22 protein-coding genes are annotated in these 20,875 nt (G+C 60.5%); 10 read left to right on the top strand and 12 right to left on the bottom strand.

Annotation, left to right across the window (positions count from 1 at the left end; all coding sequences use genetic code 11):
* Nucleotide 1 precedes the first annotated feature (1 nt).
* The 7 genes from SOP95_RS29035 to puuE all read right to left on the bottom strand — a co-directional run bounded on the left by SOP95_RS29035 (nucleotide 2) and on the right by puuE (nucleotide 6,916).
* The gene (locus SOP95_RS29035; RefSeq protein WP_274075364.1) at nucleotides 2–787 is read right to left on the bottom strand and encodes an outer membrane protein OmpK; all 786 of its coding nucleotides are present in this window, start codon (nucleotides 785–787) and stop codon (nucleotides 2–4) included.
* A 157-nt stretch (nucleotides 788–944) separates the two neighbouring features.
* Complete coding sequence (locus SOP95_RS29040) at nucleotides 945–2,297, bottom strand: nucleobase:cation symporter-2 family protein (RefSeq protein WP_323609180.1); 1,353 nt, start codon at nucleotides 2,295–2,297, stop codon at nucleotides 945–947.
* 119 nt (nucleotides 2,298–2,416) lie between these two features.
* Nucleotides 2,417–3,721: a urate hydroxylase PuuD gene (locus SOP95_RS29045; protein WP_274075362.1), complete on the bottom strand. Its 1,305-nt coding sequence runs from the start codon at nucleotides 3,719–3,721 to the stop codon at nucleotides 2,417–2,419.
* A 51-nt stretch (nucleotides 3,722–3,772) separates the two neighbouring features.
* Nucleotides 3,773–4,276: an ureidoglycolate lyase gene (locus tag SOP95_RS29050; RefSeq protein WP_007960046.1), complete on the bottom strand. Its 504-nt coding sequence runs from the start codon at nucleotides 4,274–4,276 to the stop codon at nucleotides 3,773–3,775.
* Between the two features lie 117 nt (nucleotides 4,277–4,393).
* Nucleotides 4,394–5,389 carry an allantoicase gene (gene alc, locus SOP95_RS29055; RefSeq protein ID WP_323609182.1) on the bottom strand — a complete coding sequence of 332 codons (996 nt, stop codon included), beginning with the start codon at nucleotides 5,387–5,389 and terminating at the stop codon, nucleotides 4,394–4,396.
* Between the two features lie 88 nt (nucleotides 5,390–5,477).
* A complete protein-coding gene (uraD, locus tag SOP95_RS29060) occupies nucleotides 5,478–5,993 on the bottom strand; it encodes a 2-oxo-4-hydroxy-4-carboxy-5-ureidoimidazoline decarboxylase (RefSeq protein ID WP_323609183.1) in 516 nt (171 codons plus the stop codon).
* Nucleotides 5,990–6,916 carry an allantoinase PuuE gene (gene puuE, locus SOP95_RS29065; RefSeq protein WP_274075359.1) on the bottom strand — a complete coding sequence of 309 codons (927 nt, stop codon included), beginning with the start codon at nucleotides 6,914–6,916 and terminating at the stop codon, nucleotides 5,990–5,992. Before puuE ends, uraD begins: the two co-directional genes overlap by 4 nt.
* Nucleotides 6,917–7,359: 443 nt before the next feature.
* Between puuE and uraH the strand changes: the two genes are divergently transcribed.
* From uraH to SOP95_RS29080, 3 genes are all read left to right on the top strand, one after another.
* A complete protein-coding gene (uraH, locus tag SOP95_RS29070) occupies nucleotides 7,360–7,713 on the top strand; it encodes a hydroxyisourate hydrolase (protein ID WP_008031462.1) in 354 nt (117 codons plus the stop codon).
* Nucleotides 7,714–7,979: 266 nt separating this feature from the next.
* Nucleotides 7,980–8,846: a transcriptional regulator HexR gene (gene hexR / locus SOP95_RS29075; protein ID WP_008056956.1), complete on the top strand. Its 867-nt coding sequence runs from the start codon at nucleotides 7,980–7,982 to the stop codon at nucleotides 8,844–8,846.
* A gap of 170 nt (nucleotides 8,847–9,016) precedes the next feature.
* Nucleotides 9,017–9,226 (top strand): PA3496 family putative envelope integrity protein, encoded by a 210-nt coding sequence (locus SOP95_RS29080; RefSeq protein ID WP_274074609.1) that lies wholly within the window; start codon nucleotides 9,017–9,019, stop codon nucleotides 9,224–9,226.
* Here SOP95_RS29080 and SOP95_RS29085 read toward each other — a convergent pair.
* Nucleotides 9,168–10,130, bottom strand: a complete 963-nt coding sequence (locus tag SOP95_RS29085; RefSeq protein WP_274074610.1) for a LysR family transcriptional regulator — start codon at nucleotides 10,128–10,130, stop codon at nucleotides 9,168–9,170. The two genes, SOP95_RS29080 and SOP95_RS29085, sit on opposite strands and share 59 nt — an antisense overlap.
* Before the next feature lie 188 nt (nucleotides 10,131–10,318).
* Here SOP95_RS29085 and SOP95_RS29090 point away from each other — a divergent pair, with 188 nt between their 5' ends.
* The 3 genes from SOP95_RS29090 to SOP95_RS29100 all read left to right on the top strand — a co-directional run bounded on the left by SOP95_RS29090 (nucleotide 10,319) and on the right by SOP95_RS29100 (nucleotide 14,811).
* The gene (locus tag SOP95_RS29090; RefSeq protein ID WP_046817975.1) at nucleotides 10,319–11,734 is read left to right on the top strand and encodes an acetyl-CoA carboxylase biotin carboxylase subunit; all 1,416 of its coding nucleotides are present in this window, start codon (nucleotides 10,319–10,321) and stop codon (nucleotides 11,732–11,734) included.
* Nucleotides 11,735–11,745: 11 nt separating this feature from the next.
* Nucleotides 11,746–13,554, top strand: coding sequence for a sodium-extruding oxaloacetate decarboxylase subunit alpha (oadA, locus tag SOP95_RS29095; protein WP_274074611.1), 1,809 nt, complete (start codon nucleotides 11,746–11,748; stop codon nucleotides 13,552–13,554).
* Between the two features lie 198 nt (nucleotides 13,555–13,752).
* Nucleotides 13,753–14,811 carry an AI-2E family transporter gene (locus tag SOP95_RS29100; RefSeq protein ID WP_274074612.1) on the top strand — a complete coding sequence of 353 codons (1,059 nt, stop codon included), beginning with the start codon at nucleotides 13,753–13,755 and terminating at the stop codon, nucleotides 14,809–14,811.
* Here the strand turns inward: SOP95_RS29100 and SOP95_RS29105 are convergent.
* The 3 genes from SOP95_RS29105 to SOP95_RS29115 form a co-directional block, all read right to left on the bottom strand.
* Nucleotides 14,808–14,999: a hypothetical protein gene (locus tag SOP95_RS29105; RefSeq protein WP_323609195.1), complete on the bottom strand. Its 192-nt coding sequence runs from the start codon at nucleotides 14,997–14,999 to the stop codon at nucleotides 14,808–14,810. The two genes, SOP95_RS29100 and SOP95_RS29105, sit on opposite strands and share 4 nt — an antisense overlap.
* Nucleotides 15,000–15,114: 115 nt before the next feature.
* Entirely contained in the window at nucleotides 15,115–15,309 is a 195-nt protein-coding gene (locus tag SOP95_RS29110) for a hypothetical protein (RefSeq protein WP_323609187.1), read from the bottom strand.
* A 211-nt stretch (nucleotides 15,310–15,520) separates the two neighbouring features.
* Complete coding sequence (locus SOP95_RS29115; RefSeq protein ID WP_274074614.1) at nucleotides 15,521–15,907, bottom strand: hypothetical protein; 387 nt, start codon at nucleotides 15,905–15,907, stop codon at nucleotides 15,521–15,523.
* Between the two features lie 244 nt (nucleotides 15,908–16,151).
* Between SOP95_RS29115 and SOP95_RS29120 the strand changes: the two genes are divergently transcribed.
* Nucleotides 16,152–16,979: a shikimate 5-dehydrogenase gene (locus SOP95_RS29120; RefSeq protein ID WP_323609189.1), complete on the top strand. Its 828-nt coding sequence runs from the start codon at nucleotides 16,152–16,154 to the stop codon at nucleotides 16,977–16,979.
* A 9-nt stretch (nucleotides 16,980–16,988) separates the two neighbouring features.
* On the opposite strand, the gene SOP95_RS29125 is transcribed toward SOP95_RS29120, so the two are convergent.
* Entirely contained in the window at nucleotides 16,989–17,636 is a 648-nt protein-coding gene (locus SOP95_RS29125) for a YceH family protein (RefSeq protein ID WP_323609190.1), read from the bottom strand.
* A 172-nt stretch (nucleotides 17,637–17,808) separates the two neighbouring features.
* Between SOP95_RS29125 and SOP95_RS29130 the strand changes: the two genes are divergently transcribed.
* The 3 genes from SOP95_RS29130 to SOP95_RS29140 all read left to right on the top strand — a co-directional run bounded on the left by SOP95_RS29130 (nucleotide 17,809) and on the right by SOP95_RS29140 (nucleotide 20,758).
* Nucleotides 17,809–18,981, top strand: coding sequence for an acyl-CoA dehydrogenase family protein (locus SOP95_RS29130; protein ID WP_323609191.1), 1,173 nt, complete (start codon nucleotides 17,809–17,811; stop codon nucleotides 18,979–18,981).
* Complete coding sequence (locus SOP95_RS29135; RefSeq protein WP_323609192.1) at nucleotides 18,978–20,171, top strand: acyl-CoA dehydrogenase family protein; 1,194 nt, start codon at nucleotides 18,978–18,980, stop codon at nucleotides 20,169–20,171. The genes SOP95_RS29130 and SOP95_RS29135 overlap by 4 nt, the downstream gene beginning before the upstream one ends.
* A gap of 77 nt (nucleotides 20,172–20,248) precedes the next feature.
* Nucleotides 20,249–20,758 carry a DUF1993 domain-containing protein gene (locus SOP95_RS29140; RefSeq protein WP_323609194.1) on the top strand — a complete coding sequence of 170 codons (510 nt, stop codon included), beginning with the start codon at nucleotides 20,249–20,251 and terminating at the stop codon, nucleotides 20,756–20,758.
* Nucleotides 20,759–20,875 lie beyond the last annotated feature (117 nt).

Below are 20,875 nucleotides of genomic sequence, written 5' to 3' on the forward strand. Positions count from 1 at the left end.
CTTAGAAATGCACCTTCACCAGCAGGCTGGTGGTGTTTTCATTGGTGTCGAGGTTGCCGTTGTTTTCGATGCCGTACTTGTCTTTCCAATAGCTGTATTCGACGCCGACGTACACCTGTTTTTCCCGCCAGCCAAGGGTTTTGCCCAGGTCGTACTTGATCTGCGGGTTGAAGTGCACGTTGGCGTGATAGGTGCCGTGGGCGTTCTGGTCGTTGTCCACCACCCAGTCCAGGTAACCGTCGATCAACAGGCTCGAATTGCCCAATGGAACGGTGTAGGACCAAGCTGGTGAGATCTGCCAGACATCGTCGCCGGGGCGCGAGCCTTCGGTCTGGCGGTTATAGAAGTTCAGGGTGAAATAGTTGAAACCCGGTATCGCGAGGTCGAAACCGGGGCCGATCAGGTAGGCCTCGGTGTCGTCTTCGCCGTTCTCGTACGTCATGGCCAGCAGCACGTCCTTGATCGGGCCGAATTCGAAACGGCGGTCGAGGATCTTGCCCAGGGAGAGGCGCGGGCTGAACTCGCCGTAATAGGCGTGAACGCCTTTGTTGCGGTCTTGCTCGCCGTTGTAGTAGGTGCTGTCGATGAACATGAAGTTGTCGCCGTACTTCCAGCGGTCGGCGTGCTCGAACGTCACCGTCTGCTGGATCGACGGGTTGACCGCGAAATCCTTGCCGTACAGATAGCTCAGGCTGTTGGTTTGCCACAGCAGCAAATCGCCGGCCATGGCTTGAGTGGCGGCCAAAAGACCGCCCGCCAACAACAGGTTTGTCTGGGTACGAATCATCTGTTGCTCCCTCTTGTTCTTATTTTCAAGGCGCAGAAACACCCTACCTGTAGGAGCTGGCTTGCCAGCGAAGAGGCCATAAGATCCAACATCAATCTCGCCTGACACTCCGCTTTCGCCGGCAAGCCGGCTCCTACAGGGGGTGTGTGCTTCTGACTTAGTGGGCGTGGCAGTCGTTGATGGCCGCGCGTTCGGCGCCGCCAAGGATGTTGAACAGCAGGTTCAGCGTCAGGGCACTGAGCGTGGCCATGGCGATGCCGCTGTGGGTGATCGGGCTCATCCACAGGGGCAGGTGGGCGAAGAATTCCGGACGCACCACCGGGATCAGGCCCATGCCGATGCTCACCGCCACCAGCAACTGGTTGCGCCGGTCACCGATGTCGGCTTCCTGGAGGATCTTGATCCCGGTGGCGGCGACCATGCCGAACATCGCGATCGCTGCGCCGCCCAGTACTGCCGGAGGAATCGAGGCCACCAGGAACGCGGCCTTGGGCAGCAGGCTCAGGACGATCAGCAAGCCGCCGGCGACGATGGTCACCGAGCGGCAACGCACACCGGTCATCTGCACCAGGCCGATGTTCTGCGCGAAGGAGGAGTGGGTGAAGGTGTTGAAGAAGCCGGCGAAGAACGAGGCGCCGGCGTCGCACAGCAGGCCGCGGCGCAACATGCGTGGGCAGACTTCCTGGCCGGTGATCTTGCCCAGGGCGAGGAACATCCCGGTGGATTCGACGAAAATGATCACCACCACCAGGCACATCGACAGGATGGGCGCGAGTTCGAATTTCGGCATGCCGAAGTGCAGCGGGGTGACAAATTGCAGCCATGGTGCCTGGGCCATGCCGCTGAGGTCGACCATGCCCAGCACGCCACAGAGCACGTAGCCCAGGCACATGCCGATCAGTACGGAAATATTCACCCAGAAACCGCGCATGAAGCGGTGCACCAGCAGGATGGTGCCCAGCACCAGCGCGGCGATGGTCAGGTAGATCGGTGAACCGAATTGAGCGGCATCGGCGCCGCCGCCGGCCCAGTTAACGGCCACGGGGAACAGCGACAAACCGATCGAGGTGATGACCGTGCCGGTCACCAGAGGAGGGAAGAAGCGCACGACCTTGGACATGAACGGCGCAATGAGCATGCCGAAGAACCCGGCGGCGATGGTCGCGCCGAAGATCCCCTGCAGGCCGATACCGGGCATGCCGGCCATGGCGACCATGCTGCCGACGGCGGCGAAACTGGCGCCCATCATCACCGGCATGCGAATGCCCATGGGGCCGATACCGAGTGACTGGACGATGGTGGCGATGCCGGCGACCAGCAGGTCGGCGTTGATCAGGAAGGCGATTTCTTCACGACTCAGGCCAGCGGCCTGTCCGATGATCAGCGGCACCGCGATGGCGCCACCGTACATCAGCAGAACATGTTGCAAACCGACCAGGATCAGTTGCAAGAGGGGCAAACGCTGAATGGCGGGTGCGTCGGGGATGCGTGCTGGGGAGAGCTCGGACATGCAACACCTCGGATCATTTTTATTCTTGTGATTTTGTGCATCAGGTGGACCGCGTTGCGGCCAATCGCTGGCAAGCCAGCTCCTGTAGGAGCTGGCTTGCCAGCGAAGCTTTTCAACGATTAATTGGTCGGGGCACCCTGCACAATCCAGGCGCCGATCAGGTCACGTTCCTGCTGGGTCATCTGGGTGATGTTGCCCAGTGGCATGATCTGGCTGGCGACGGCTTGAGCCTGGATACGCGCCGCGTTCTGGCGGATCTGCTCGGGGGTGTCGAGCATCACGCCGGCCGGGGCCGCACTGAACAGCGGGCTGGTCGGTTTGGCCGAGTGGCAAACCGCGCAACGTTCCTGAATCACGCTGTGCACCTTGTCGAAGCCCGGGCCTGCGTTGGACGCTTGCGCCGGTGCGGCTGCAGGTGCCTCGGCAGGTTTGGCTTCAGCCGGTTTCAAGCCACCGCCCACTGCAGTTTCCGGCAGCGGCTGGTACTCGATTGCGGCAGGTGCCTTGGCCACTTCAGGGGCGCTGGACATCGGCTTCGGACCGGACACGTAGGCCAGGCAAATCATGCCCACCGCTGCCACCGGCAGGGTCCAGGCATATTTGTGGCTGTCGTGACGGGTGTTGAAGTAGTGACGCACCAACACCGCCAGTACCGCGATCCCGGCCAGGATCAACCAGTTGTACTGGCTGCCGTAGGTGCTCGGGAAGTGGTTGCTGATCATGATGAACAGCACCGGCAAGGTGAAGTAGTTGTTGTGACGCGAACGCAACAGGCCTTTGGCCGGCAGGGCCGGATCCGGCGTGCGGTTCTCGGCGATGGCCGCCACCAGTGCACGTTGCGCCGGCATGATGATGCGGAACACGTTGCCGACCATGATGGTGCCGATGATCGCACCGACGTGCAGGTACGCACCACGACCGCTGAACACCTTGCTGAAGCCATAGGCCGCGCCGATGATCAGCACGAACAGGATGAAACCCAGCAGGGCAGGGCGTTTGCCCAGGGCCGAGTCGCAGAGGAAGGAGTAGATGAACCAGCCGATGAACAGCGAGCCGATACCGATGGCCACGCCTTCAGGACCGCTCAGGGTGCTGCCCGGAGCCAGCAGGTAGAGCGTCGGGTTGGAGTAGAACACCACGCACAGCAGCGCGATCCCCGACATCCAGGTGAAGTAGGCTTCCCATTTGAACCAGTGCAGGTTGTCCGGCATGGTCGGTGGAGCCAGCTTGTATTTTTCCAGGTGGTAGATACCGCCGCCGTGGATCGCCCACAAATCACCGGCCAGACCACTTTTCGGGTTGACCCGATTGAGGTTGTTTTCCAGCCAGACGAAGTAGAACGATGCGCCGATCCAGGCCACGCCAGTAATCATGTGAACCCAGCGCACGCTCAGGTTCAGCCATTCCAACAGATGTGCTTCCACAGTCTTTACCTCTCGCCTGTCACTCTTGTTGTCGAGTGATCAGACCTTCTCTTATTGGTGGGGGGCGAGGATCAAACGCTCATCCTCTTTGAAAAAATGCTCATCGCAGTTATTGCCTGTGCCACTGCGATCAACCACCAGGAAGTCATCCCGCTTTTCGATCGTCAGCACCGGGTGGTGCCAAACGCCGCGATGGTAATTGATGCCCTGCCTGCCGTTGGTGACGAAGGCGCGGACCAAGCCTGATACAGGTTCATCGCCAAGTGGCGCGACCACGATCAGAAAGGGGTTGCCGAGCAGCGGAATGAAGGCCTGGCTGCCCAGCGGATGACGCTCCAGCATGCTCACGGTCAAAGGCATGTCCTGCGCGTCGGCGCGGAAGATGCTGATGATCGCGTTGTCTTCTGGCGTGGCGGTTTCCACCGTCGCCAGTTTATGGAAGCGCATGGTCGAACCGTTGTTGATCATGAAGTGATCGCTGCCGTCGGTTTCGATCACGTCACCGAAAGGGGCGAAGGCTTCTTTGGTCAGCGGTTCAATCGTCAGTGTGCGCATGCTGTTCTTATCCGAATTCTGTGTTGTTGGTTCTAATGCTATCGCCAGCAGGCTGGCTCCCACAGGGGAACGCATTGCAAATGTGGGAGCCAGCCTGCTGGCGATTGGGTTGAGTGCTTATTTAGCGACTTTGCCCAAAACGCGCAGGCGGCTCACACCACCATCCGGGAACACGTTCAGGCGGATGTGGGTGATCGGGCCCAGGGCCTTGATCTGCTCGGCGAAGGTGTGTTCGGCGTGCATTTCCAGCTTCTGGCTTGGCAGCAGTTCGCGCCAGAACAGCGATTGGGTTTCGATCTGGTTGTCGGTACCGCCTTTGACGAATGCGCCCTGGATCGAGCAGCTGTCCGGGTAGTTGCCCTTGAAGTGCAGGGTATCGACGACGATTTTCTCGATCTCGCCCGGGTGGCCCAGGGCGACGATCACCCAGTCATTGCCCGGGGTACGACGACGTGCGGTTTCCCAGCCGTCGCCCATGTTGATGCCACGGCCCGGGTTGAGAATGTTGCTCATGCGGCCGAAGTGTTCGTCGGAGCAGGCGAGGGCGCGGCCACCGTTGAGGGCTGCGGCCAGGTCGACTTGCTCGTTGTCGCCAACAGCCGACCAGTCGCGGAACGGAATGCCGTACACGCGCAGACGGGCAACACCACCGTCCGGGTAGATGTTGAAGCGCAGGTGGCTGAACGCCTGGTCGTTGCTGATTTCGTGGTAGTGGTGGCTGTTGCCTTGCAGTTCGACGGCGGACAGCACTTCAGTCCACTGGGTGTTTGCGTCCGGCTCGCCCGAGGCCAGGAAGCAGGCTTCCAGGGAGGCCGACGGCGGGAAGTTGCCGGTGAAGAATGAAGTGTCGATGTCCACGCCCTTGATCGAGCCAGGCACGCCCAGGCGGATCACCGCGCTGTCGTAGCCTTCGAAGCGCTTGCGGCGCGACTCCCAGCCGTCCATCCACTTGCCGTTGTCATCGAACACGCCCTCCTTCCACACGGCCGGGGTCGGTTGGAACAGACGGTTGGCGTCTGCGAACCAGTCATCGGTGACCGAGATGATCTTGGTGCCCAGACGGGCGTCGGCCAGGTTGACGAACTTCTCGAAAGGTACGGCGTAAGCTTTCATTCTTCTTGTCTGCCTTTAAATAAGTGGCTTGGGATGCTCTCAGGGCCCTGGGCGATTTGTGCGTTCAGATACGCTCGGGCCAAGGTCGCTATAGGGTCAGTAATCGGAACAGGGCGATCTTGTTGATCTGCGCCAGCGCGCACTTGAACTCGGTATCTTCCGGGTTGTGGATGCGCGTTTCGAACGCCGCGAGGATCTGATGCCGGTTGCTGCCTTTTACCGCCATGATGAAGGGAAACTTGAACTTGGCCTTGTAGGCGTCGTTCAGCTCGGTGAAGCGCTGGAACTCTTCGGCCGTGCATTGGTGAATACCGGCGCCAGCCTGTTCATTGGTGCTGGCTTCGGTGAGTTGCCCCTGGACGGCGGCTTTGCCGGCCAGGTCCGGGTGAGCGTTGATCAGGGCCAGCTGGCTGGCGTGATCGGCGCTCAACAGGATGTCGCTCATGCGCTGGTGCAGGGTTTCGATCTGGTCGATCGAGGCGTCCTGGCCCAGGTCAAAGGCCTTCTCGGCCACCCATGGCGAATGTTCGTAGATGTCGGCGAAGGCTTTGACGAAGGCGTCGCGGCTCAGGGTCGAGGGTTTCAATGTTTGAAAGGCGCTCATTTCGCGGCCCCTTGGTACGGGTGGGTTTCGTGCCAGTGGCGTGCGATGTCGACGCGACGGCTGAACCACACCTGTTCATGACTTTTAGCGTATTCGATAAAGCGCTTGAGCGAAGCCAGACGCGCCGGACGGCCGATCAGGCGGCAGTGCAGGCCGATCGACAGCATTTTCGGGGCTTCCGCGCCTTCGGCGTAGAGCACGTCGAACGCATCCTTGAGGTATTCGAAGAAATCGTCGCCCTTGTTGAAACCCTGGACCTGGGTGAAGCGCATGTCGTTGGTGTCCAGGGTGTACGGGATCACCAGGTGCGGCTTGCCGGTCGGGTTGTTCGGTTCCCAGTAGGGCAGGTCGTCGTCGTAGGTGTCGCTGTCGTAGAGGAAACCGCCTTCTTCCATCACCAGCTTGCGGGTATTCGGGCCGGTGCGGCCGGTGTACCAGCCCAGTGGGCGCTCGCCGGTGATTTCGGTGAGGATGCGGATCGCTTCGAGCATGTGCTCGCGTTCCTGGGCTTCGTCCATGTACTGGTAGTCGATCCAGCGGTAGCCGTGGCTGCAGATCTCGTGGCCGGCCTCGACCATGGCGTGGATCACGTCCGGGTGACGCTGGGCGGCCATGGCCACGGCGAACACGGTCAGCGGAATGTCGAATTCCTTGAACAGTTTCAGGATCCGCCAGACGCCAGTGCGGCTGCCATACTCGTAGAGCGATTCCATGCTCATGTTACGCGCGCCTTGCAGCGGCTGCGCCGAGACCATTTCCGAGAGGAAGGCTTCAGACTCTTTGTCGCCGTGCAGGATGTTGCGCTCGCCACCTTCTTCGTAGTTGAGTACGAACGACAGGGCGATGCGGGCATTGCCCGGCCAGTGTGGGTGCGGAGGGTTACTGCCGTAACCGATCAGGTCGCGAGGGTAGTCAGCGCTCACTGCAGTCTTCCTTCTTGTTCGTGTTGACAGGTGGTGTGGCGCGCCTGAGGGTGAAATGGCAGGGTGGCGTCACAGCGATGGGGTGATTGTATACAACTTTATATTCATTTTGTAAGCCTGATTTTTTGCATTTTTCATCAACGGTCATCTGCCGTGCGGATTCTGGACTGTCACCCGACCAGTGCAAGAAATTTGCCTGATTGGTCAGCTAATGGTTCGAAAGCGGCGCAGGCGCAAGGATTGGTGGAAAATCGACGGTAAAAGCCCGTGTGGTGACGGTGTCGGACGAAATGTCGTTTTTATTGTGTACAATTTTTTTGAAAAATGTCTTAATCAGTCGCTCGCCGCAGCTTTTCGTGCTCCGAATCGGTGCGGTCTCCTTTCAACTGACTTCGGGAGGCGCGAGGTCTGACTGCTTACATGCAGGCAGGCGCGCAGAATCAATGGGACGTTTGACTACACACGTTTTGGACGCTGCACACGGGTGCCCGGGCAGCTCGATCAAGGTCGAGCTGTACCGCGTTGAAGGCTCGCAGCTGGAATTGGTCGCCAGCGCGATAACCAACAGCGATGGCCGTGTCGATGCACCGCTGCTGCAGGGCGATGACTACCGCACCGGGGTCTATCAGGTGCAGTTCCATGCAGGCGACTACTACCGCGCCCGTGGCGTCCAGTTGCCGGAGCCTGCTTTCCTGGATGTGGTGGTGCTGCGTTTTGGCATCTCTGCCGAGCAGGATCACTACCATGTGCCGCTGCTCATTTCGCCCTACAGTTATTCAACGTACCGAGGAAGCTGATCCCCCAAGCGGCTTCCTCCACTTAGAAGCGACTGCGCATATAGCTTCTTTGGTCTTTCGCCCGCTCACACTGCGGGCTTTTTTTTCGCAAAAAATCCTTGGCGGCAAAGGCCGGATTTACTGCTACATAAGGCTCATACCGCTAAAACAGGGTGTGACAAAGACAATTCAGTTACTTATTCAGCAGGCAAAAAGACGATTCATGTAGTATAACTACAAGCGTGCTACATCCCCGGCGCCTGCCAAATAAAAAAGAGTCCAGCCCTTTGAATCTGCTGCAACACATCGCCCAGTCTCGCCACCTGTTACGCAAGTCGGAACTCAAGGTCGCCGATCACGTTTTGCTCGATCCTGCGGCCGTGATGCACAGTTCCATGGCCGACCTGGCCCACAGCGTGGGTATCAGTGAGCCGACCATCGTGCGCTTTTGCCGCGCCATCGGTTGCTCGGGTTTCCAGGACTTGAAACTCAAGCTGGCCCAGAGCCTGGCGGCAGGGGCGAGTTTCGGGCAGTTCGCGATCCATGAGGACGACTCGGTCGCCGACTACAGCCTGAAGATTTTCGACACCACCCTGCACACGCTGATGGAGGTCCGGGAAAAGCTCGATCCGCTGGAATTGCAGCGGGCGGTGACGCTCATGTCCCAGGCCCAGCGCGTCGAGTTCTATGGTTTCGGCGCCTCCGGGGCGGTGGCGGCGGATGCGCAGCACAAGTTTTTCCGTTTGCTGCTGACAGCGGCGGCGTATTCCGATCCGCACATGCAGGCGATGTCGGCGGTTACCCTTAAGCCAAGTGACGTGGCAATCTGCATTTCCCAGTCCGGGCGCTCCAAGGATTTGCTGATCACTGCCAACCTGGTGCGTGAGAGCGGCGCCTCGTTGATCACCTTGTGCCCGAGCCAGACGCCTTTGGCCGAGTTGTCGACCGTCAACCTGGCCATCGACGTTCACGAAGACACCGAAATCTACACGCCGCTGACCTCGCGTATCGCCCACCTGGTGGTGATCGATGTGTTGGCCATGGGCGTGGCCATGGCCCGCGGGCCGAGCCTGGTCAACCACCTCAAGAGCGTCAAGCGCAGCCTGCGCAGCTTGCGCCTTTCACCCAAGTCGGTGAAGGCGCTGGACGACTAAGATCAAATGATCGCAGCCTGCGGCAGCTCCTACAGGTGGTCACAAATCTCTGTAGGAGCTGCCGCAGGCTGCGATCTTTTGAATTTCATGTTCCTGTAACCCGCCCGCCGCCAAACCGTCATCCCTCGCGCCTATCTTGAAACTCCCGTACTCGACTTGGGAGACTCGAAATGGCCCAGCCCTACGAAGAACGCAACAGCGCCGTCAAAACCCGTCGTCAGCAGGAAGACCAGCGCCGCATGGCGTTCCGCCGTGCTATCGAAGATCGCTGCGAACAGCGCCAGCTTCTCGCCGAGATTGCCGATTTTGCTGAACTGGAACTCAATTACTGGCAGGCGGCGCCGACAACTTCCCGTCGAAGCGCTCAACCAGCGCGCTGATCTGAATCCTTTCGCTACGAATGAACGCAAGGAAAGCGTGAGCCACCGGTGACAGGCGTTTGGCCTTGGCCTGTACCAGGCACCAGCTGCGGTAGAGCGGCAGTTCCTCGATCGGCAACTCGATCAGGCCGCCGGTGGCCAACTCAAGGTTCAGGGCGTGGCGCGTCAACAGTGCCACGCCCAGACCCGCCAGCACGCATTCACGCTGGGCTTCGGCTGAAGAAACCTCCTGGGTCTGGTTGAAGTGCACGCGCTTTTCCTTGAAGTATTCCTCGCAGGCCATTCGCGTTCCCGACCCGACCTCGCGCATCAGCAGGGTGTAAGGCTCAAGATCCTGCAGGCGCAATGGCCCCAGGTGGCACAGTGGGTGGTCCGGCGGTGCGACCGCAACGATCGGATTGTTCAGGAACGGCAGGAACTCCAGCCCCATGTCCTGCGGTACCATGGACATGATCACCAGGTCGTCGCGGTTGTCCGACAGTCGCCGGATCACCTGGGCGCGATTGACCACCGTCAGTTGCAGGTTTACTTCCGGGTGCTGGCGCTTGAAGGCGGCAAACAGGTGCGGTACGAAATACTTGGCGCTGGATTCCACCGCCAGTTTCAGTTGGCCTTGCAGCGAGCCCTGCATGTCCGACAGCTGCATGTCGAGGTTTTCCAGGCGACCGAAGATGTCCCGGCTCGCACGTTGCAAGGCTTCCGCCGCTTCGGTCATGTAGAGTTTTTTGCCGACATAATCGAACAGCGGCTGGCCCACCAGCTCTTCAAGTTGACGAATCTGCAGGCTGACGGCTGGTTGCGTGAGTGACATTTCGTCGGCTGCGCGGCTGTAGGACCTCAGGTCGCAGACCTCGTTGAAGATTTGCAACTGACGCAATGTCATACGCATCAAGGACTTACGCATTTTTTGCACACTCTGGCCACTGGCGAATGTGTCAACTATAAGTCTTTACTTATGCATGACCCAATAATTATTCATTTTTGTTAATCCCTTGTGAGCGCTAGTGTGGCGTTGCGACCAAACTGAAACATTTGGTCACGCGTCGACCTGTCAACAGGTCGTGGGTACCACCGGATCAAGGGAAACTCCAAGTGATAAAAAAGATCCTGATCGCCAACCGTGGTGAGATTGCCGTACGAATCGTACGCGCTTGTGCCGAAATGGGCATTCGCTCGGTCGCGATCTATTCCGACGCCGATCGCCATGCCCTGCATGTCAAGCGTGCGGATGAGGCCCACAGTATTGGTGCCGAGCCACTGGCCGGTTACCTCAACCCGCGCAAGCTGGTGAACCTGGCTGTGGAAACCGGTTGCGATGCCTTGCACCCAGGCTACGGTTTCCTCTCGGAAAACGCCGAACTGGCAGACATCTGCGCCGAACGCGGGATCAAGTTCATCGGTCCATCGGCTGAAGTCATTCGCCGCATGGGTGACAAGACCGAAGCCCGCCGCAGCATGATCAAGGCAGGTGTTCCGGTCACGCCGGGTACCGAAGGCAACGTCGCTGGTATTGAAGAAGCCCTGACCGAAGGCGACCGCATCGGTTACCCGGTGATGCTCAAGGCCACTTCCGGTGGTGGCGGTCGCGGTATCCGTCGCTGCAACAGCCGTGAAGAACTCGAACAGGCATTCCCGCGAGTCATTTCCGAAGCCACCAAGGCGTTCGGTTCCGCGGAAGTGTTCCTGGAAAAGTGCATCGTCAACCCCAAGCACATCGAAGCGCAGATCCTCGGCGACAGCTTTGGCAACGTGGTGCACCTGTTCGAGCGTGATTGCTCGATCCAGCGCCGCAACCAGAAGCTCATCGAAATCGCCCCGAGCCCGCAACTGACCCCGGAACAGCGCGCCTACATCGGCGACCTGTCGGTGCGTGCAGCCAAGGCCGTGGGTTACGAGAACGCCGGTACCGTGGAGTTCCTGCTCGCCGAGGGCGAGGTGTACTTCATGGAAATGAACACCCGGGTGCAGGTGGAACACACCATCACCGAAGAAATCACTGGCATCGACATCGTCCGCGAGCAGATCCGCATTGCGTCCGGCCTGCCGCTCTCGGTGAAACAGGAAGACATCCAGCACCGCGGTTTCGCCCTGCAGTTCCGGATCAACGCCGAAGACCCGAAAAACAATTTCCTGCCAAGCTTCGGCAAGATCACCCGTTACTACGCACCCGGCGGTCCGGGCGTACGTACCGACACGGCGATCTACACCGGCTACACCATTCCACCGTTCTACGATTCCATGTGCCTGAAACTGGTGGTCTGGGCGCTGACCTGGGAAGAAGCGATGGACCGTGGCCTGCGCGCGCTGGACGACATGCGTGTGCAAGGCGTCAAGACCACCGCCGCCTACTACCAGGAAATCCTGCGTAATCCGGAATTCCGTAGCGGCCAGTTCAACACCAGCTTCGTTGAAAGCCACCCTGAACTGACCAACTACTCGATCAAGCGCAAACCCGAAGAGCTGGCCCTGGCCATCGCCGCCGCCATCGCCGCCCACGCAGGCCTGTGAGGAATAGAACAATGTCCAAGAAGATTCATGTAACCGACACCATCCTGCGCGACGCCCACCAATCGCTGCTCGCGACCCGCATGCGCACCGAAGACATGCTGCCGATCTGCGACAAGCTCGACAAGGTTGGCTACTGGTCGCTGGAATGCTGGGGCGGCGCGACGTTCGACGCCTGCGTACGTTTCCTCAAGGAAGATCCGTGGGAGCGTCTGCGCCAGCTGCGCGCCGCGTTGCCTAACACCCGCCTGCAAATGCTCTTGCGTGGCCAGAACCTGCTGGGTTATCGCCACTACAGCGACGACGTGGTCAGGGCCTTCGTCGCCAAGGCAGCGGTCAACGGCATCGACGTGTTCCGCATCTTCGACGCCATGAACGACGTGCGTAACCTGCGCGTGGCCATCGAAGCGGTGAAAGCCGCCGGCAAGCACGCCCAGGGCACCATCGCCTACACCACCAGCCCGGTGCACACCATTGACGCGTTCGTGGCGCAAGCCAAGCAAATGGAAGCCATGGGTTGCGACTCGGTGGCGATCAAGGACATGGCCGGCCTGCTGACCCCGTACGCCACCGGCGAACTGGTTCGGGCATTGAAAGCCGAACAGTCGCTGCCCGTGTTCATTCACTCCCATGACACCGCCGGCCTGGCGACCATGTGCCAGCTCAAGGCCATCGAAAACGGCGCCGACCACATCGACACCGCGATCTCCAGTTTCGCCTCGGGCACCAGCCACCCGGGCACCGAGTCGATGGTTGCTGCGCTCAAGGGCACCGAGTTCGACACCGGCCTGAACCTGGAGCTGCTGCAGGAAATCGGCCTGTACTTCTACGCCGTGCGCAAGAAGTACCACCAGTTCGAAAGCGAATTCACCGCCGTCGATACCCGCGTTCAAGTCAACCAGGTACCGGGCGGGATGATTTCCAACCTGGCCAACCAGTTGAAAGAGCAGGGCGCCCTCAACCGCATGGGCGAAGTGCTGGCAGAGATCCCGCGGGTTCGTGAAGACCTCGGCTTCCCGCCACTGGTGACCCCGACTTCGCAGATCGTCGGCACCCAGGCGTTTTTCAACGTGCTGGCCGGCGAGCGCTACAAGACCATCACCAACGAAGTGAAGCTGTACCTGCAAGGCGGTTACGGCAAGGCGCCGGCCCCGGTGAACGAGCAACTGCGTCGCCAGGCCATCGGTAGCGAAGAAGTGATCGACGTTCGCCCAGCGGACCTGCTCAAGCCGGAAATGGCCAAGCTGCGCGCCGACATCGGTGCCCTGGCCAAGTCTGAAGAAGACGTGCTGACCTACGCCATGTTCCCGGACATCGGGCGCAAGTTCCTCGAAGAGCGTGCAGCAGGCACCCTGACCCCTGAAGTGCTGCTGCCGATTCCTGAAGCCGGTGGCGTCGCCTCGGCCGGCGGTGAAGGCGTGCCGACCGAGTTCGTCATCGACGTCCACGGCGAAACCTACCGCGTCGACATCACCGGTGTTGGCGTCAAGGCCGAAGGCAAGCGCCACTTCTACCTGTCTATCGATGGCATGCCGGAAGAAGTGGTGTTCGAACCGCTCAATGAGTTCGTCAGCGGCGGCAGCAGCAAACGCAAGCAGGCGTCGGCCCCGGGCCACGTCAGCACCACCATGCCAGGCAACATCGTCGATGTGCTGGTCAAGGAGGGCGACACCGTCAAGGCGGGCCAGGCTGTGCTGATCACCGAAGCGATGAAGATGGAAACCGAAGTCCAGGCCGCCATCGCCGGCAAAGTCACCGCCATCCACGTGGCCAAGGGCGACCGGGTGAACCCGGGCGAGATCCTGATCGAGATCGAAGGCTGAGTTAACAGCCGCGATACAACGCTTTAAACCTCGGGGGGGCATGTGCTCCCCTTTTTTTTTGCCTGGAATTTGACGACTGATCTCTTCGACACCTCCCTTGCCATGCTTTTTCACCAAGCGCACGGCACTCGCGCGCGCCGCAGTGGCCTAAGCATCAGGGCACAACGTTGCGTGCCGGTAGACTGACATGGGTCGGACATGAACGAAGAGACGCTGAAAGATAAATCGCTGGCGGTTTTGCTGGTGTTGGTGAGCATTGCGTTCATCTGGATCCTGCTACCGTTCTACGGTGCGGTGTTCTGGGCGGTGATCCTGGGGATTGTCTTTGCGCCGATGCAGCGCCGGTTGCAACTGAAGTTCGGCTGGCAGCGCAACCTGACGTCGCTGTGCACCTTGAGCATCTGTCTGGTGATCGCGATTCTGCCGGTGATCATCATCAGCATGCTGCTGGTTCAGGAAGGCGCGGCGCTGTACAAGAGCGTCGAGAGCGGTGAGCTGGACATTGCCGGCTATGTGTCGCAGTTCAAGCACAACCTGCCACCGTATTTCCAGCATTTGCTTGATCGGTTCGGCGTGGGTGAGTTGAACGGGCTGCGGGAGAAAATCGTCAAGAGCGCGATGGCCGGTGGCGAGGTGACGAATCAGGTGTTCAGCCTTGGCCAGGGCACGTTCCAGTTCATTGTCAGCTTTTTCATCATGCTCTACCTGCTGTTCTTCTTCCTGCGCGACGGGGCCGAACTCGCGCGCAAGGTGCGCATGGCCGTGCCGTTGCAGGAACACCAGAAGCGCCGTCTGCAGCTCAAGTTCAATCGCGTGGTGCGGGCCACGGTGAAGGGCAACCTGCTGGTGGCAATCACCCAAGGCGCATTGGGCGGGTTGATTTTCTGGTTCCTGGACATTCCCAGCGCACTGGTCTGGGCGGTGTTGATGGCGTTTCTGTCGTTGTTGCCGGCGATCGGGGCAGGGATTGTCTGGGCTCCCGTGGCGGCGTTTTTCCTGCTGACCGGCGAGGTCTGGCAGGGCGTGGTGCTGGGATTGTTCGGGGTGTTCGTGATTGGCCTGGTGGATAACGTGCTGCGACCGATCCTGGTGGGCAAGGACACGAAGATGCCGGACTACATGATCCTGATCTCGACCCTCGGTGGCCTGGCGCTGTTCGGTCTCAACGGATTTGTCATCGGCCCGTTGATCGCGGCCCTGTTCATGTCGAGCTGGGCCATTTTCATCGAGACCAAACCGCGGGTCCAGCTGCCTTAGGCACTGAGCTTGCCTGCCTGTCCCGCGCCGATTCGCTGGGACAACGCCTGGGCGTCGGGCAGCGAGGTGAGCGGGCCGCTGATCTGTTCGCCGTCCTGGACCAGGTACCAGCAGGCGAGCAAGCCAAGCGCTCTGAGCGGTGCGGGAACGGCGCTGCCGATAACGGACATGATCTGAACCTGAGACATCATAAGGACCTCCACTAATCTGTGAAGTCACCTTACGGTCCGGGCGTCTCGAGGAACAATCAACGCTTTCAATAGTGGTCATTGATGCCAGTGAGGTCTGCCAGGCGGCTGGCGCTCAGTCGACCACCTGATCGAGAATATGCACCACTTCCTGCTCGTTGAGCAGGCCTTTGCGCACCAGGTTCTGGGTCAGCAGCGAAAGGAATTTGGCGCTGCGATGGCCTTCCAGGTGCTTGAGTTCGGTCAGGGCGTTGTAGACCTTGCTGGAGGTACACAGGCCATTGATGCGGTGCGGGTTTTGTGTGGGCATGAGCTCGTCCTTGTTGTTATCGGCCGTACAGGTACGCACCCAATCTTGCCGAAATCAAGGGTCGACACTGTTCCGATAGCGACGCCTACAGGATTTTTCCAGACCTGTGACGACGAACGGTAAATTACGGACGCGAGCTTGCAGCGTTCACGTCCATCGTCGGAACGCCGCCCGGAGCAAGCTCGCTCCTACAGGTACAGGGAACCCGCGGCTACCAGCGGCCGTAACCGTGGGGAGGGCCGTAATAGCCACGAGGGGGGCCATAGTAGCCACGCGGTGGACCGTAGTAGACCGGCGCCGGGCGATAGTAGATGGGTTGCCCCACATATACCGGTGCGGGCTGGTAGTAGACCGGTGGAGGTGGCGCCATGTACACCGGTTGCGGTTGAGCGTAAACCGGCTGCGCGTAGACCGGTTGCGGCGCTACATACACAGGCCGGTTGCTGTTGATGATTGCCGAGCCAACGATGGCCGAGCCGACGATCGCGCCAAACACCGCCGGTCCTTCCCAGCCACCACCGCCGCCATGCGCCTCTGCTTGCCCTGCGACAGCCAGGGCGCCGATCAGCAAGGCCACTGTGGGGATTCTACGAATCATGATGATTCCTCGGTTCTTCGACCCGGCGCTTGCGTCTGCCATAGACTCAAGGAATGTCGCGGGGATACTTCTAAGACAGCTTTTTTTTGAAAATCAGCACAGCTGCCGGGTAAATTTTGTGTAAGGTCTGTGTCGGCGAACTTACGCTCGCGCGGCGTCGATCAAGGCGTGCGACCATGATTGAACAGAACCCGATGGACTGGCTAATCCCGTCCATCCGAAAGTGCAATGCAAGGAGATTCACATGCAGATGAACCCCAACAGAGACACCCAGCTGTGCATGTCCCTCTCCGGACGGCCCGGGAACTTTGGCCTGCGATTTCACAATCATCTGTATGAGCAACTGGGGCTTAATTTCTATTACAAGGCGTTCTCGAGCCAGGACCTGCCGGGCGCCGTCGGCGGCATCCGCGCCCTGGGTATTCGTGGTTGCGGCGTATCGATGCCGTTCAAGGAAGCCTGCATTGCCCTGGTCGACGAACTGGACCCTTCTGCTGCGGCCATCCAGTCGATCAATACCATCGTCAATACCGACGGCCATCTCAAGGCCTTCAACACCGACTACATCGCCATAGCCCAGTTGCTGGAGACCCACCAGGTGCCCAAGGACACCTCATTTGCCCTGCTTGGCAGTGGTGGCATGGCCAAGGCGGTGGCCAGCGCCTTGCGCGATGGCGGTTACCACAATGGCCTGATCGTGGCCCGTAACGAGCGTGCCGGCCAGGCATTGGCCAAGTCACTGAACTACCCCTGGCAAGCCGAGCTGGGTGACCGGCGCCCGCAAATGCTCATCAACGTAACGCCCATCGGCATGACCGGCCCGCAAGCCGATCAGCTGGCGTTCGATGCCGAGGCCATCGCTGCTGCGGATATCGTCTTCGATGTTGTCGCGGTTCCTGCGGAAACCCCGCTGATCCTGCGCGCGCGTGCCGAAGGCAAACATGTCATCACCGGGCTCGAAGTGATTGCGATCCAGGCACTGGAGCAATTTGTGCTCTATACCGGCGTGCGCCCGACCGATGAGCAGTTTGAAAAGGCCGTGGAGTTTGCTCGCAGCAGCCTTGCCTATTGATTCAAGCTTTTACTCAAGGCGTGCCAAACGCTCTTCCAACGCGGCGATTCGCGCTTCGAGCTCTTCGATTCGCTCAACCGACACGGCGCCGCCAGCACCGCGCTCCGGCGCATTTTGCCGTGCCGCGAGGATCGCTTCGATATCCGCCGGATCACCCAGCGCGTGGGTATAACGATCTTCACGCTGGCCGGCCTGACGCGGAATCAGCACGGCCAGGCCGCGGGCAATCAGGCGTTCGAGCTGATGCACGACCTGCTCGGCATCCTCGAAATCATGCATGCGCCCGCTGCGGGTCAGCAGTTCGTTGACCGTCTGCGGCCCCCTTAAAAACAACAGCCCGGTCAGGATCACCTGTGCGGGCACCAGTTCCAGTGCCTTGTCGACCTTGTGCTCCCAGCGATCGGCACGGCTGCCCATCACCAGTCGAGTGAAGCCGCGCCCTTCGAGGGCGCGCAGGCTCTGGCCGACCTGGCCCTGGGTGAGGTTCATCACCGGCTCGCGGCTGGTTTTCTGGTTGCAGGCGATCACCAGGGCATTGAGGGTCAGGGGATAGGTTTCCGGACTGGTGGCCTGTTTTTCGATCAGGGAGCCCAGAATGCGGATTTCCGTAGTGTTGAGCCGCGGCTCGTCGAAAGTCGTCTCTTGCTCAGTGCTCATGGTTCTGCATCCTTAGCCGATTCATGTTTTTCACTTGCGTAGGCGCACTTTGACATCGCCCGTTCGGACTAGGCAAGGCTAACGATTCTGTCGCGTCCGGGCGGCGCCAAACTTCATGCTCAAAGGGGTGTTGCGCCACGCGCGCCCCGCCAAACGAGCAGAAGGCGCCGCGATGGAGTTTGCATTCAGCGACGAACAGGAAATGATCCGCGAGTCGGCCGAGGGTTTCCTCGCCGATGTATCGGATTCCGCCGCCGTGCGCGCGGCGATGGTCAGCGACCGGGGTTTCGACGAAGCCCTCTGGCAGCGGTTATGCCAGGAAATGTGCTGGCCGGCGATTCATATTCCAGAGGCCTATGGCGGCCTCGGCCTCGGTTATGTCGAATTGGCAATTCTGCTGGAGCAGATGGGCCGGCGCTTGCTGTGCTCGCCGTTTTTCGCCACCGCCTGCATGGCCACGCCGGCGCTGTTGCTGGCCGCCAATGATGAGCAGAAGCAGCGCTGGTTGCCGTCGATCGCCGACGGCAGCGTGACCGCGACCCTGGCGTTCAGCAGTGCCAACGGCTGGTCGGCCAACGATGTCCAGGCAACGGTGGTGGCCGAAGGCGAAGGGTTTGTCCTCGACGGCACCCTCAAGCATGTACTCGATGGACACGGCGCCGACCTGTTGATCATTGCCGCACGTCAGCCCGGAACCGCTGGCGAAACGGGCATCAGCCTGTTTGCCGTCAACGCCGTACGTGCGGGCATCGAACGGCAGTTGCTGCCCACCATGGACCAGACCCGGCGTCAGGCGCGGATTGAGCTCAAGGGCTTGTACCTCGAAGCGGATGAGCTGCTGGGCGAATTGGGTTATGGCTGGCCGCACCTGGAACGCGTCCTGCAACTGGCCTGCATCGGCCTGGCTGCCGAGCAGACCGGCGGCGCGCAGCAGGTGCTCGACCTCAGCGTGGCCTATATGCAGGAACGCCAGCAGTTCGGTCGCCCCATCGCCAGTTTCCAGGCCCTCAAGCACCGCGCCGCCGACATGATGCTGCAAGTCGAATGCGCGCGTTCGGCCGCCTACTATGCGGCGTGCGTGGCTCAGGAAGTCCTTGATCCCCGGGGCGATGCTGAAGTGGCGGTGCAACTGCCGCTGGCGGCTGCGTTGGCCAAGGCCCAATGCTCGGAAACCTTTTTCCACTGCGCATCCGAGTCGATCCAGTTGCATGGCGGCGTCGGTTTCACCTGGGAATACGACCCGCACCTCTACTTCAAGCGGGCCCGCGCCAGCGAGAGCTTTCTCGGGCTACCGGCCTGGCATCGCGAGCGCATTGCTTCGGTGATTCTGGGAGAGCAGCCATGAAAATCAATTTCAGCGAGCAGGACGAGCTCTTTCGCCAGGAAGTAGCCGATTGGATGAGCAACAACCTCTGCGGCGAATTCGAGCCCCTGCGTTTTCGCGGTGGACCCGGCGATGAGCACATGTTTCCCGAAGAGCGCAAAGCCTGGGAACGCAAACTCGCCGAAGGCGGCTGGACCTGTGTCGGCTGGGCGCCCGAGCATGGCGGGCGTGGGTTGTCGATCACCCGTCAAGTGATCTTCCATGAAGAATACGCCCGCGCCGGCGGCCCGGGACGCATGGGCCATATTGGCGAAGGCCTGGCCGGACCGACCATCGCCGCTTTCGGTACGGCCGAACAGCAACGGCGTTTTCTGCCGGGGATCGTCAGCGGTACCGAGTTCTGGTGCCAGGGCTATTCAGAGCCGGGCGCCGGTTCCGACCTGGCCAACGTCAAGACCCGCGCGACGCTGGATGAGGCGACGGGGCAATGGGTGATCAACGGGCAGAAAGTCTGGACCTCCCTGGCCCATGAGTCGGACTGGTGCTTTGTCATCGCCCGCACCGAACCGGGCAGCGTCGGCCATCGCGGTTTGTCCTTCCTGCTGGTGCCGATGGCCCAGGCGGCAATCACTGTGCGCCCCATCGAGCAACTGACCGGCACCTCGGAGTTCAACGAAGTGTTCTTCGACGACGCCCGTACCGCCGCCGCCAACATCATCGGCGCGCCAGGCGAGGGCTGGAAGATCGCCATGGCGTTGCTCGGCTTCGAGCGCGGTGTGTCGACCCTCGGCCAGCAGATGCAGTTCCAGAACGAACTCAACGAGATCATCGCCATCGCCAAGGCCAATGGCGCTTCTCGCGATCCAATCCTGCGCCAGCGTCTGGCCGAAGCCTGGAGCGGGCTGCGGATCATGCGCTACAACTCGCTGCGCATGCTCTCGGGTAGCCAGGACGGTTCGCTGCGCAAGGAGGCGACCATCTACAAACTGTTCTGGTCGACCTGGCACGCCAGCCTCGGAAAGTTGGCGATGGACGTGCTCGGCGCCGAGGCGGAATTGCTCGAAGCCGCGCCTTATCAACTGACCCGCCTGCAGTCACTGTACCTGTTCAGCCGCGCCGACACCCTGTACGGCGGCAGCAACGAAATCCAGCGCAACATCATCGCCGAGCGTGCCTTGGGCATGCCCAAAGAGCCGCGTCCAGGCAAATGAAAAAGAGCCGTTCCGGGAGGGCGGCGCGCGGCTATAATCGGCCCACGTTTCCCTCCTGTCACCACAAGAGACCTGTCATGACCATTTCCCTGTACGACGCTTCCGTCCCTGTTTTCCAGCAAATGCTCAACGCCCTGAGCGATGTGCTGAACAAGGCCGAAGCCCACGCTACCGCCAAGAACATCGACCCGAACGCCTTCCTGCAAGCCCGTCTGTACCCGGACATGTTCCCGCTGGTGCGTCAGGTGCAGATCGCCGTTGATTTCGCCAAGGGCGTTACTTCGCGTCTGGCCGAAGTTGAAGTGCCGAAGTACGAAGACACCGAAACCACTTTCGCCGAGCTGCAAGCGCTGATCGCCAAGGTCCTGGCCTACATCGGCGAGTTCTCGCCTGAGCAGATCAATGGCAAGGAAGGCATCGAGATCGTCACCCGTCCAGGCACGCCGAAAGAGAAGCGTTTCTCCGGCCAGGCTTACCTGCTGACCTACGGCCTGCCGCAGTTCTTCTTCCACGTCACCACCACCTATGCGCTGCTGCGTCATAACGGCGTGGAAGTGGGCAAGCGCGACTACATGGGCGCGTTCTAAACCGTCCAGGTACAAAAAAGCCCGCCCAGGTTTGCGCCTTGGCGGGCTTTTTTTTGCGTTCTGCTTTCTGTAGGAGCCCGGCTTGCCGGCGAAGGCGATCTGAAGTAAGCCTTCGCC

The organism is Pseudomonas sp. YuFO8 (assembly GCF_035065025.1).
Classification (GTDB): domain Bacteria; phylum Pseudomonadota; class Gammaproteobacteria; order Pseudomonadales; family Pseudomonadaceae; genus Aquipseudomonas; species Aquipseudomonas putida_AE.